We start from the raw sequence: 11,853 nt of genomic DNA on the forward strand, positions 1-11,853 counted from the left end.
CGTGCTGCCTATACTGTCGGCAGACCCGCACCAGAATGTAGCGAAACGAGATTATGCACACAGTTTCCGGGCTGCAAGCCCTCGATGCGCGCCGCTCCGTGCCCTCGAAGCAACTCGGCGTGCCCGGGCCCGACCAGGCCACCCTGCTGCGCATGCTGCAGTCGGCCGTGCGCGTGCCCGATCACGGCAAGCTGGTGCCGTTCCGGTTCCTGACGATCCAGGGCGATGCCCGGCATGCGCTGGGCGAGATCCTGGCCCGGCGCAGCCTGGCCCGCGACCCGCAGGCGCCGCCGGCGGTGGTGGACAAGGACCGCGAGCGCTTCTCGCACGCCCCGCTGGTCGTGATCGTGATCGCGCGCCTGCAGCAGGACCACAAGGTGCCCGAGCAGGAGCAGCTGCTGACCGCCGGCTGCGTCTGCTTCGCGCTGCTGCAGGCGGCCCAGGCCTGCGGCTTCGGCGCGCAGTGGCTGACCGCCTGGATGGCCTACGACGCCGACGTGGCCGCGACGCTGGGCCTGGCCGGGGACGAACGCATCGTGGGCTTCATCCATATCGGTACGCCCCGGCAGGAGGCGCCCGAGCGCGACCGCCCCGACCCGTCCCTGCTGCTGCAGGACTGGCAGCCATGAGCGTGGTCGCGCCGGCGCTGCCGGCTCCGCTGCCGCCGCTGTACCTGGTCGACGCCAGCCTGTACGTGTTCCGCGCCTGGCATTCGATGCCCGACGAGTTCCGCGACGCCCAGGGCTGGCCGACCAACGCGGTGCACGGTTTTGCGCGCTTCCTGCTCGACCTGCTCGAGCGCGAGCGGCCGCAGCACATCGTGATCGCGTTCGACGAGGCGCTGGACAGCTGCTTCCGGCACCGGATCTACCCGGCCTACAAGGCCAACCGCGAGCCGGCCCCGGAAGAACTGCGCCGCCAGTTCGCCCACTGCAAGGCGCTGTGCGCGGCGCTGGGCCTGAGCGTGCTCGCCCACCACGACTACGAGGCCGACGACCTGATCGGCACCGCCCTGTACCGGGCCCGCGCCGCCGGCCACCGCGGCGTGATCGTCTCGGCGGACAAGGACCTGTCGCAGCTGCTGGACGGGCACGATGAGCAGTGGGACTACGCCCGCAACCAGCGCTGGGGCATGGACGGGGTCAAGGCGCGGCACGGCGTGGAAGCGCGGCAGATCGCCGACTACCTGGCCCTGACCGGCGACGCGGTCGACAACATCCCCGGCGTCAACGGGATCGGCGCCAAGACCGCGGCGATCCTGCTGGCGCATTTCGGCACCCTGGACGCGCTGCTGGAGCGGGTCGACGAGGTCGCCTTCCTGCGCCTGCGCGGTGCCGCGCAGGCGGCCGTGCGGCTGCGGGCGCAGCGCGAACTGGCCCTGCTGTGCCGGCAGCTGACCACGATCGCACTGGATGCACCGCTGGATTACGACGGCCCGGTCGCGCTGCGCGCAGCCGCCGACGCGGCCATGCTCGACGGCTTGGTCGCCAGCCTGCGGTTCGGGCCGATGACCCGGCGCCGGCTGCTGCAGGCCGCCGGGCTGGGGCTGCCCGACGCGGCGCCGTCATCGATTCCCGTTTAGCATTCGACGCATGGACGACACGACCGGCAACAGCACAGAGTCCACCCCACGCGTGGTCTACGAAGGCCGCTACCAGCGCATGGTGGTGCGTGGCACGTGGGAGTATTCCGAACGGGTCCATGCGGGCGGCCTGGCGGCGATCATCATCGCGGTCACGCCCGAGGACCGGGTGCTGTTCGTCGAACAGTTCCGCGTGCCGCTGCAGGCACGCACGATCGAGATGCCGGCCGGCCTGGTCGGCGACGAGCACGCCGGCGAGTCGATCGAGGAATCCTCGATCCGCGAGCTCGAGGAAGAGACCGGCTGGACCGCCGAACGCGCCGAGGTCCTGATGATCGGCCCGACCTCCTCCGGCGCCAGCAGCGAGAAGATCGCCTTCGTCCGTGCCACCGGCCTGCGCCGGGTCGGCGAAGGCGGCGGCGACGCCAGCGAGGCGATCACCGTGCACGAGATCCCGCGCGCGCAGGCCGCCGCCTGGCTGGCCGGCAAGATCGGCGAAGGCTACGAACTGGACGCCAAGCTCTGGGCGGGTCTGTGGATGATCGACCACAACCTGGACGGCAGCCCGCGCGATGTCTGAGGCCGGCATGGGCATGCTGCTGCAGCCGGGCGACCCGGCACCGTTCACCCTGCACCGTCCGCACGGCGCATCGCCGTGGCTGTTGGTGGTCGACCACGCCGGCCAGGCGATCCCGCGCGCGCTCGGCGACCTCGGCCTGCCTCCCGGCGAGATCGACCGCCACATCGGCTGGGACATCGGCGTGGCCGGCGTGGCCGCCCGCCTGGCCGAGGCGATGGACGCCTGGACCATCCTGCAGACTTACTCGCGGCTGGTGATCGACTGCAACCGGCCGCTGATCTCGCCGACCTCGATCGTGACCGCCAGCGACGGCACCCCGGTGCCGGCCAACCTCGACCTGGACGACGCGGCGCGCGCCGCGCGCGCCGAGGCGATCTTCCGGCCCTACCACGCGCGCATCGTCGAGGCGCTCGACCAGCGCCAGGCCCAGGCGCGGGCGACCCTCCTGGTCACCCTGCACAGCTTCACCCCGTCGATGCACGGCATCGACCGTCCCTGGCACTGCGGCGTGCTCTACAACCGCGACGCGCGGCTGGCGCATGCGCTGCGCGACGCGCTGCAGGCCGAGGGCGACCTGGTGGTCGGCGACAACCAGCCCTATGCGGTCACCGATGCCAGCGACTACGCGATCAACGTCCATGGCGAACGGCGCGGACTGCCGCACGTGGAACTGGAGATCCGCCAGGACCTGATCGCCGATGCCGATGGCCAGGCATTGTGGGCGCTGCGCCTGCAACGCCTGTTCGCGCAGCTGGAGCCGGCGTTCGCATGAGCTCGATTAACGCGTTCGCAACGCCGGTAACGGTTTCATGCCCACATACGCGCACGATCGCCGCGATCCGGCATACTCGCGCGGTTGCTCCCCTCAGCACTCACGCATGATGCCAGGCCCCCGCTCACTTCCCCTGTTGTCCGCATCCCTGATCGCCCTGCTGCTCGGCGGCTGCGGGATGCTGCCCCAGAAGAAGCATCCGCGCCTGGCCAGCGAAGCCTTCGATTCGTCCAACACCTATTCGCGCAGCTACGACCATTCGCCGTCGCAGACCTGCGAGGCCGCGCGCCGCGCGCTGCTGAGCCAGGGCTTCGTCGTCGGTCGCGCCGAAGGCGACGTGGTCGAGGCGCGCAAGTACTTCCAGCCGCGCGACGAGAGCCACGAACAGGTCGAGTTCCGCGCGGTGTGCATGCCGCAGCTGCGTGGCGAGCAGCAGACCGTGGTGTTCGTCAACGCGGTCCAGGACCGCTACGCGCTGCGCAAGAGCAACACTTCGGCCAGCCTGGGCGTGAGCGCGCTGGGCTCGCTGTCGCTGCCGATCGGCTCCACCGACGATTCGCTGGTCAAGGTGGCCAGCGAGACGGTGCAGGAGGAGGCGTTCTACAAGCGCTTCTTCGCCGTGCTGTCGCGCTTCCTGCCCGAGCAGATCGAGCGTCCGGCACCGCCGGCGGCCACCGCCCAGCCGAGGCTGTTCCCGATGTTCCAGGTGCCGCAGCCGGCCCCGGCGGAGACCGCCCCGGCCAGCACCGAGCAGCAGCCGGTGTCGCAGGCGCCGCTGTCGTTGCCGGCGCCTCCGGCCGAGGCCGCACCGGCCCCGCAGCCGGTCCCGGCGCAGGACGAATGATGCCGCCCCCGGGCCGGCGCTCGCGCTGCCGGCCCGGCTGCTGCCTCAGGCGAAGCGGTCTGTCGCCCGCACCAGCGCGTCGGTGTTTTCCGCCTCGAACGCCGAATGGCCCGACGCCGGGGTGATCTCCAGCTGCGCCTTGGGCCAGGCCTTGTGCAGGTCCCAGCCGCTCTGCAGCGGGCAGACCACGTCGTAGCGGCCATGCACGATCACGCCGGGAATGTCGGCGATGCGGTGCGCGTCGCGCAGCAGCTGGTCCTCGACCTCGAAGAAGCCGCCGTTGACGAAGTAGTGGTTCTCGATCCGGGCGAAGGCCAGCGCGAACTGCGGATCCTCGTGGCTGTTCACGAAGTCGTCGTCGACGTGCAGGAAGCTGGTCGCGCCTTCCCACACGCTCCATGCCTTGGCCGCGGCCAGGCGGGTGGCCTCGTCGTCGCTGGTCAGGCGGCGGTGGAAGGCCGAGATCAGGTCATGCCGTTCCACCGGCGGGATCGCGCCGATGTAGTGCTCCCACGCATCCGGGAACAGCCGGCTGGCGCCTTCCTGGTAGAACCATTCCAGTTCCCAGCGGCGCAGCATGAAGATGCCGCGCAGGACCAGTTCGGTCACCCGCTGCGGGTGGGTCTGGGCATAGGCCAGCGCCAGGGTCGAGCCCCAGCTGCCGCCGAACACCTGCCAGCGTTCGATGCCCAGCGCCTCGCGCAGCTTCTCGATGTCGGCCACCAGGTCCCAGGTGGTGTTGTCGACCAGGTCCGCATGCGGGGTCGAGCGGCCCGAGCCGCGCTGGTCGAACAGCACGATGCGGTACTTCGCCGGGTCGTGGAACCGGCGCATCTTGGCGCTGATGCCGCCGCCGGGGCCGCCGTGCAGCAGCACCACCGGCTTGCCCTGCGGATTGCCGCACTGTTCGTAGTACAGCTTGTGGCGGTCGTCGACCTGCAGCGTGCCGGTGTCGAACGGTTCGATCTCGGGATAGAGCGTGCGCATGGTGTGTCCTTGGAAAGCCGCCGCCGATTCTACGGAGCGCGGCGAAAGATCCTGCTAATCGCGTCTGCCAGGCGATGCCACGGAGCGCCGACGTGGCGCGGCCGTCCTTTCCCGCCCGGTCAGGCCTCGACGATCTCCACGCCAAGCTGCGCGGCACAGGCCTGCAGCGAGCGCGCGCGGCTGTCGGCGTACAGCGCGATCTCGTCCAGCACCGCCGCGCCCAGCGCCTGCTCGAAGCCGGCGCGGTTGGCCGCGGCGTCGTAGTCGGCGGTGCCGCCCTCGCCCAGGTTGGACTGGAAGATGCCGGCCGCGCTGACCGGCAGGAAGTCCTCGTACACCAGCGTCTCGTAGCGCAGCAGGCCGGCATCGAGCAGCGCCTGCAGCGGCATCGTCGCGCCCAGCGTGCCGGCGGCGGCACGGCCGGCATCGGTGACGAAGTAGCGGAACCAGGCCAGGCCCTGTGCGTGCATCTGCGCCAGATCGTCCGGGAAGGCGGCGAAGTGCTCGGCCAGGGTGCGCGCATAGTGCGCGGCGTTGGCCTCGTTGGCCGGCCCCGCCACGGCGCGCGCCTGGCCCAGCAGGCGGTCGTACAGCGCGCGGCCCTGCGCGGTCAGCGCGGCACCGCGCTGCTCGATCTCGCCGAAGCGCGCGGTGTGATGTCCCTGTTCGGCACCGTCGTCGCCGACGAAGGCCACCGCTTCCTGCAGCGCCTTGAAGCTGGTCTGGCGCAGCAGGATCGGATGACGCCGGGTCGGCGGCCCTTCGATCACCGCCTTGGGCGTGATCCCGCGCGCCGGCATGCCGGCCTGCACCGCATCGATGTCCAGCGTGCGCGGGGTCAGGTGGTTGATGTGCGGGCCCTTGAACGCGACCACGTCGGCGATCAGCCGGTGCTGGTCGTGCAGGCGCTTGTAGGTGGCCGCATCGACGGTGGCCTCGCTGTGCCAGCGGAAGGTCTCCAGCGCCTCGGCGACGAAGGCCGCGGCCTGGGTCTCGTCCAGCCCGCCCTGGCGCTCGGCGATCGCGATCAGTTCGCGCACGCCGGGGGTGAAGATCGCCCGCCGCGCGAGGATCGCCTCGGCCTCGGCGCGCAGGGCGGCGTCGGGGATCAGCTCCAGCCGCAGCAGTGAGGTGAACACGCGGAACGGGCTGTAGCCCAGCGAGGCCTCGTGCACCGCGCGGAACGCGGTCGAATGCACCGGCACGCCGGCGGGCGTGAGGTCGTAATAGCCGACCGCCTCCATGCCCATCACCGCGAACAGCCGGCGCATCGTCGCCAGCTCGGCGGCGGTGCCAAGGCGGATCGCGCCATGGCGTTCCAGATCGAGCCGCTCGATCTCGCCGGTCAGGGCCAGGTGCTCGCCCAGCGCCGGATCGGCGGCCAGCGCGCCGGCATTGACGTCGGCCACCAGGGCCATCAGGTCGCCGTACAACGGGACCTCGGCGCGGTACATGTCCGACATCGCGCGCGAGAAGCGGGCCCGGATCTCGTCCGGGGCAAGCAGGGAGGAAGCGGTCATCGGGAAAGCGTCCGGGAAGAGTGCATCGGTGAAGGTGCGGCCCGTCGCCGGTGCCGCGGAAGGGGTCGGTCAGCGGGCAGGACCGCCGGGCAGCCGTCCGAGCGTGACCCGGTCGCGTGCTTCCAGATCCTGCTCGGTGGCCACGTCGATGAAGCCGGCAGCCGCCAGCAGCGCGCGGACCGGCGCGCCCTGGTCCCAGCCGTGTTCGAGCAGCAGCCAGCCGCCGGGCACCAGATGCGCCGGCGCGCCGGCGACGATCTCGCGGATCGCGTCCAGCCCGTCTGCGCCCGAGGCCAGCGCGCCGGCCGGTTCGAAGCGCAGATCGCCCTGGGCCAGGTGCGGATCGCCGTCGGCGATGTAGGGCGGATTGCTGGCGACCAGGTCGAAGCGCTCGCGCCCCAGCGCGGCGAACCAGTGGCCGCGGCGGAACCAGACGTTGTCCAGCCCGGCATCGCGGGCATTGGCCACGGCCATGGCCAGGGTCGGCTTGGCGACGTCGGTGGCGATCACCGCCGTCAATGGCCGCTCGCTGGCGATAGCCAGCGCGATCGCGCCGCTGCCGGTGCCCAGGTCGGCCACCCGCAGCGGTTCGCCGTCCGGCAGCCGCTCCAGCGCCAGCTCGACCAGACGCTCGGTTTCCGGGCGCGGGATCAGGGTCTGCGGGCCGACCGCCAGGTCCAGGGTCCAGAAGCCGCGGCGGCCGGTCAGGTAGGCCACCGGCTCGCCGGCGGCGCGACGCTCGACCAGCGCATCGAAGCGCGCCCGCACGTCCGGATCGACCGGATCGGCGGCATGCGCGAACAGCCACGCGCGGTCGCGGCCCAGTGCGTGAAGCAGCAGCGGCTCGGCATCGGTGCGCCCGATCCGGTCGGCGCCATGGCGCAACACCGCGTCGACGCGGTCGAGTGTGTCATTCATGGCGCGCAACGATGGACCAGCGCGCCGCCATTGCCAATCCTTGCGCGACGCAGCAAAGCGTGGCTATCGCACAACGATAGACAAAACCTATCTATCCAATGCCATCAATCGATTTGAGATATCTATCGATCCTGCCTACGATGGCCTCCGTTCCCCACCAACCCAAAGGACCCCTCATGTCCCTGATCAATACCCAGGTTCAGCCGTTCAAGGCTTCCGCCTTCCAGAACGGTGAGTTCATCGAAGTCACCGACGCCAGCCTGAAGGGCAAGTGGTCGGTCCTGATCTTCATGCCGGCCGCCTTCACCTTCAACTGTCCGACCGAGGTCGAGGACGCCGCCGCCAACTACGCCGAGTTCCAGAAGGCCGGTGCGGAGGTCTACATCGTCACCACCGACACCCACTTCTCGCACAAGGTGTGGCACGAGACCTCGCCGGCCGTCGGCAAGGCCCAGTTCCCGCTGGTCGGCGACCCGACCCACAAGCTGACCCGCGCGTTCGGCGTGCACATCGAGGAAGAAGGCCTGGCCCTGCGCGGCACCTTCATCATCAACCCGGAAGGCGTGATCAAGACCCTCGAGATCCACGACAACGCGATCGCCCGCGACGTCTCCGAGACCCTGCGCAAGCTGAAGGCTGCCCAGTTCGTCGCCGCCAACCCGGGCCAGGTATGCCCGGCCAAGTGGAAGGAAGGCGCCAAGACCATCGCACCGTCGCTGGACCTGGTCGGCAAGATCTAAGCCGTCCTGCCCTCCCCGCGCCCCGTGCGGGGAGGGTTCCCTCCCGCCCCTGGCGGGAGTGGACCGGAGCCATCGCGCCCACGCCGCCCGCGCCACGCAGGCCCGCGTCGGCTCCGGTCCACTTCCACCGCTCCGATGCCCTGCCTGCCGCAGCGGCACGACGCCCTCCCCTTGCCTTTCGACAGGAGCCGCACGCCATGTTGGACGCCGATCTGAAGACCCAGCTCAAGGCCTACCTCGAGCGCGTGACCCGCCCGATCCACATCGTCGCCTCGCTCGACGACGGCGCCGCCTCGCAGGAGATGCTGGAGCTGCTGCAGGACATCGACGGCCTGTCGGCCAGCATCTCGCTGGAGGTCCGCCGCGACGATGCCGAGCGCAAGCCGTCGTTCGCCCTGACCAGCCCCGGCCAGGACATCTCGCTGCGCTTCGCCGGCCTGCCGATGGGCCACGAGTTCACCTCGCTGGTGCTGGCTCTGCTGCAGGTCGGCGGGCATCCGTCGAAGGCCACCGCCGAGGTGATCGAGGCGGTGCAGGCGCTGGACGGCGACTACCGCTTCGAGAGCTATTTCTCGCTGAGCTGCCAGAACTGCCCGGACGTGGTCCAGGCGCTGAACCTGGCCGCGGTGCTGAACCCGCGGATCCAGCACGTGGCCATCGACGGCGCCCTGTTCCAGGACGAGGTCGAGGCGCGCGAGGTGATGTCGGTGCCGACGATCTTCCTCAACGGCGAAGTCTTCGCCGCCGGCCGCATGGGCCTGGAGGAGATCGTCGCCAAGCTCGACACCGGCGCGGCCAGGCGCGATGCCGAGAAGATCGCGAAGAAGGCCGCGTTCGACGTGCTGGTGGTCGGCGGTGGCCCGGCCGGTGCCGCGGCGGCGATCTATGCCGCGCGCAAGGGCATCCGCACCGGCGTGGCGGCCGAGCGCTTCGGCGGCCAGGTGCTGGACACGATGGCGATCGAGAACTTCATCTCGGTGCCGCACACCGAGGGCCCGAAGCTGGCCGCGGCGCTGGAGCAGCACGTGCGCGAGTACGAGGTGGACGTGATGAACCTGCAGCGCGCCAGCGCGCTGGTGCCGGCCGGCGCCGATGGCCTGGTCGAGATCAAACTCGAGAACGGCGCGTCGCTGAAGTCGAAGAGCGTGATCCTGTCCACCGGTGCGCGCTGGCGGCAGATGAACGTGCCCGGCGAGGACCAGTACCGCAACAAGGGCGTGGCCTATTGCCCCCACTGCGACGGCCCGCTGTTCAAGGGCAAGCGCGTGGCGGTGATCGGCGGCGGCAACTCCGGCGTCGAGGCCGCGATCGACCTGGCCGGCATCGTCGCCCACGTGACCCTGGTCGAGTTCGACGGCCAGCTGCGCGCCGACGAAGTGCTGCAGCGCAAGCTGCGCAGCCTGTCCAACGTGCGCATCGTCACCAGCGCGCAGACCACCGAGGTGCTGGGCGACGGCAGCAAGGTCACCGGTCTGGTCTACAAGGACCGCACCGGCGGCGACAGCCACCGTGTGGAGCTGGAAGGCGTGTTCGTGCAGATCGGCCTGCTGCCCAACACCGAGTGGCTCAAGGGCACCGTGGCGCTGAGCCCGCGCGGCGAGATCATCGTCGACGACCGCGGCCAGACCAGCGTGCCGGGCGTGTTCGCCGCCGGCGACTGCACCACGGTGCCGTACAAGCAGATCGTCATCGCGATGGGCGAAGGCTCGAAGGCGGCGCTGGCCGCGTTCGACCACCTGATCCGCAGCTCGGCGCCGAAGAGCGAGCCCGTCACCGAGGCGGCCTGAGCGACGTCCCGCCTGCCGGCGACACCGTGCCCCGCGGGTCGCCGGACAGGTTTTTCCGCGGGTGCCGTCTGCGCGCCGCGGCGGACGGGAACGGACGTACAGTAGGTACGTGCCGCCCGACAGCGACTGGAGGGAAGCTGCAATGAACCTGCGCGATCTCAGATACCTGGTGGCCCTGGCCGACCACAAGCATTTCGGCCGCGCCGCGGCCGCCTGCTTCGTCAGCCAGCCGACCCTGTCGACCCAGATCCGCAAGCTCGAGGACGAGCTTGGCGTGCCGCTGGTCGAACGCGCGCCGCGCAAGGTGATGCTGACGCCCGCAGGCCGCGAGGCCGCCGAACGCGCGCGACGGATCGTCGCCGAGGTCGAGCAGATGAAGGAAGCCGCGCGGCGCAGCCAGGACCCGGAGGCCGGCACCGTGCGCCTGGGCATCTTTCCGACGCTGGCGCCGTACCTGCTGCCGCATGTGGTGCCGCGCATCCGCGGCCGCTTCCCGCAGCTGGAACTGCTGCTGGTCGAGGAGAAGAGCGACGAGCTGCTGGCGCGCCTGCGCGACGGCAAGCTCGACGCGGCGCTGCTGGCGCTGCCGGTGCACGACGACCAGCTGCATGCCGAGTTCCTGTTCGACGAGCCCTTCCTGCTGGCGGTGCCCGACGGCCATCCGCTGGCCGAGCGCGACTCGCTGCGGCTCGAGGAACTGTCCGAACAGCGCCTGCTGCTGCTCGAGGACGGCCACTGCCTGCGCGAACAGGCCCTCGATGTGTGCCGCCTGTCCGGCGCGCTGGAGAAGACCGAGTTCCGTGCGACCAGCCTGGAAACGCTGCGGCAGATGGTCGCGGCCAATGTCGGCGTGACCCTGCTGCCGACGCTGGCGGTGCAGCCGCCGGTCGCGCGCTCGGAGAACATCCACCTGCTGCGCTTCGACGACTCGCATCCCAGCCGCAGCATCGCGATGGTATGGCGGCGCAGTTCGGCGATGTCGGCCTTCCTGGAGCAGCTGGCGCAGGTCTTCCGCGAGCTGCCGGACGACCTGCTGTCGCCCGACAGCGTGCCGGCGCAGGCGCCACGCGGTGTGGGCGCGATGCGGCCCGGGCAGGCCTGAACGCGGGCCTGCGGCCCGTCCTGAACACCGGGCTGAAGATCGGGACCACGGATGCTTGAAGCCCGCGCGATTCCGGGCTAGCGTTGCCACCACAACCTGTAGATCCAAGGCGGAGCGGCGACGCACCGCCTTTTCTTCGTCCGCGCGTCATGCGCATCCAAGGAGCCACGATGTCCAACCAGCCCACCAGCGGCCTGCCGCCGTCGATCATTGTGTCCAGCCGCGATCTCGCCCGGCTGGAAGCGCTGCTCGATTCCCCCGCCCTCAGCCGCCATCCTGCCGCGCTCGCGCTGATGGACGAGCTCAACCGCGCCGACGTGCTGCCGCCCGAGCGCGTCCCCGCCGACGTGGTCACGATGCATTCCCAGGTCGAATGCGAAGACACCAGCAGCGGCGAGCGCCATGTGCTGACCCTGGTCTATCCGAACGAAGCCGACGTGGACCGTCATCGCGTGTCGATCCTGGCACCGGTCGGTAGTGCGCTGATCGGCCTGTCGGTCGGCCAGTCGATCGTCTGGGACGCGCCCGGCGGCCGCCCGCTGAACCTGACCGTCAGGTCGGTGCGCTACCAGCCCGAAGCGGCCGGCGACCTGCACCGCTGACGCGCCGACACGGCCGGCGTCGTACGGCGTGCGCCGGCCCTGCTCCTCGACACTCCGCTCTTTTCCTGGCGTCCGGCGCTGCCGCATCGGGCACCTCTGGCGTCGATGCCGCTGCGCGACGCGTGGTGGCATCGGGCCCGGCACGATGGTGGCCTCGCGCGTTGGGAGCGCGACGCCACCGGGCACGGATGTCGTCATGCACAACGCAGCCCACTGCGACCGCCGTTCGTCTTCTTCACGATCACGCAGCCCGCGCCGCCGTGCACCGGCACGGCCGATGACGCGCGCCACCGGACCGCAGCCCGGTCCGGCGCATGGACCCGGATGGAACGGGCCGGCGCATGCATCCATTGAGGACCCGACCGCGCCTCGTCCCCCGGCACGCTCTCCGCAGCGCGGCGCCGGTCAGGACCCGACGC

At 70.8% G+C, this 11,853-nt stretch carries 12 protein-coding genes; 9 read left to right on the top strand and 3 right to left on the bottom strand.

Annotated features, from left to right (window positions below):
• The first annotated feature begins 53 nt into the window (after window positions 1-53).
• The 5 genes from IB242_RS11915 (at window position 54) to IB242_RS11935 (ending at window position 3,778) form a co-directional block, all read left to right on the top strand.
• On the top strand, window positions 54-629 hold the full coding sequence (locus IB242_RS11915; RefSeq protein WP_192279563.1) for a nitroreductase: 576 nt from the start codon (window positions 54-56) through the stop codon (window positions 627-629).
• Entirely contained in the window at window positions 626-1,582 is a 957-nt protein-coding gene (locus IB242_RS11920; RefSeq protein ID WP_192279565.1) for a 5'-3' exonuclease H3TH domain-containing protein, read from the top strand. Before IB242_RS11915 ends, IB242_RS11920 begins: the two co-directional genes overlap by 4 nt.
• A 10-nt stretch (window positions 1,583-1,592) precedes the next feature.
• Window positions 1,593-2,162, top strand: a complete 570-nt coding sequence (locus tag IB242_RS11925; RefSeq protein ID WP_192279567.1) for an NUDIX hydrolase — start codon at window positions 1,593-1,595, stop codon at window positions 2,160-2,162.
• Window positions 2,155-2,934, top strand: coding sequence for an N-formylglutamate amidohydrolase (locus tag IB242_RS11930; protein WP_192279569.1), 780 nt, complete (start codon window positions 2,155-2,157; stop codon window positions 2,932-2,934). Before IB242_RS11925 ends, IB242_RS11930 begins: the two co-directional genes overlap by 8 nt.
• Before the next feature lie 136 nt (window positions 2,935-3,070).
• On the top strand, window positions 3,071-3,778 hold the full coding sequence (locus tag IB242_RS11935; protein WP_225540542.1) for a DUF2242 domain-containing protein: 708 nt from the start codon (window positions 3,071-3,073) through the stop codon (window positions 3,776-3,778).
• 45 nt (window positions 3,779-3,823) lie between these two features.
• On the opposite strand, the gene pip is transcribed toward IB242_RS11935, so the two are convergent.
• The 3 genes from pip to prmC form a co-directional block, all read right to left on the bottom strand.
• The gene (gene pip / locus IB242_RS11940; protein WP_192279571.1) at window positions 3,824-4,765 is read right to left on the bottom strand and encodes a prolyl aminopeptidase; all 942 of its coding nucleotides are present in this window, start codon (window positions 4,763-4,765) and stop codon (window positions 3,824-3,826) included.
• A 119-nt stretch (window positions 4,766-4,884) separates the two neighbouring features.
• The gene (locus IB242_RS11945; RefSeq protein ID WP_192279573.1) at window positions 4,885-6,285 is read right to left on the bottom strand and encodes a VOC family protein; all 1,401 of its coding nucleotides are present in this window, start codon (window positions 6,283-6,285) and stop codon (window positions 4,885-4,887) included.
• Between the two features lie 69 nt (window positions 6,286-6,354).
• Window positions 6,355-7,203, bottom strand: coding sequence for a peptide chain release factor N(5)-glutamine methyltransferase (prmC, locus tag IB242_RS11950; protein WP_192279575.1), 849 nt, complete (start codon window positions 7,201-7,203; stop codon window positions 6,355-6,357).
• A 176-nt stretch (window positions 7,204-7,379) separates the two neighbouring features.
• Between prmC and ahpC the strand changes: the two genes are divergently transcribed.
• From ahpC to rnk, 4 genes are all read left to right on the top strand, one after another.
• Window positions 7,380-7,943, top strand: a complete 564-nt coding sequence (gene ahpC / locus IB242_RS11955; protein ID WP_192279577.1) for an alkyl hydroperoxide reductase subunit C — start codon at window positions 7,380-7,382, stop codon at window positions 7,941-7,943.
• A 197-nt stretch (window positions 7,944-8,140) separates the two neighbouring features.
• Entirely contained in the window at window positions 8,141-9,730 is a 1,590-nt protein-coding gene (gene ahpF / locus IB242_RS11960) for an alkyl hydroperoxide reductase subunit F (protein WP_192279578.1), read from the top strand.
• Window positions 9,731-9,872: 142 nt separating this feature from the next.
• Window positions 9,873-10,832 carry a DNA-binding transcriptional regulator OxyR gene (gene oxyR / locus IB242_RS11965; RefSeq protein ID WP_192279580.1) on the top strand — a complete coding sequence of 320 codons (960 nt, stop codon included), beginning with the start codon at window positions 9,873-9,875 and terminating at the stop codon, window positions 10,830-10,832.
• A 170-nt stretch (window positions 10,833-11,002) separates the two neighbouring features.
• Complete coding sequence (gene rnk / locus IB242_RS11970) at window positions 11,003-11,434, top strand: nucleoside diphosphate kinase regulator (RefSeq protein WP_192279582.1); 432 nt, start codon at window positions 11,003-11,005, stop codon at window positions 11,432-11,434.
• Window positions 11,435-11,853 lie beyond the last annotated feature (419 nt).

It is taken from the genome of Xanthomonas sp. XNM01 (assembly GCF_014851915.1).
Lineage (GTDB): Bacteria > Pseudomonadota > Gammaproteobacteria > Xanthomonadales > Xanthomonadaceae > Pseudoxanthomonas.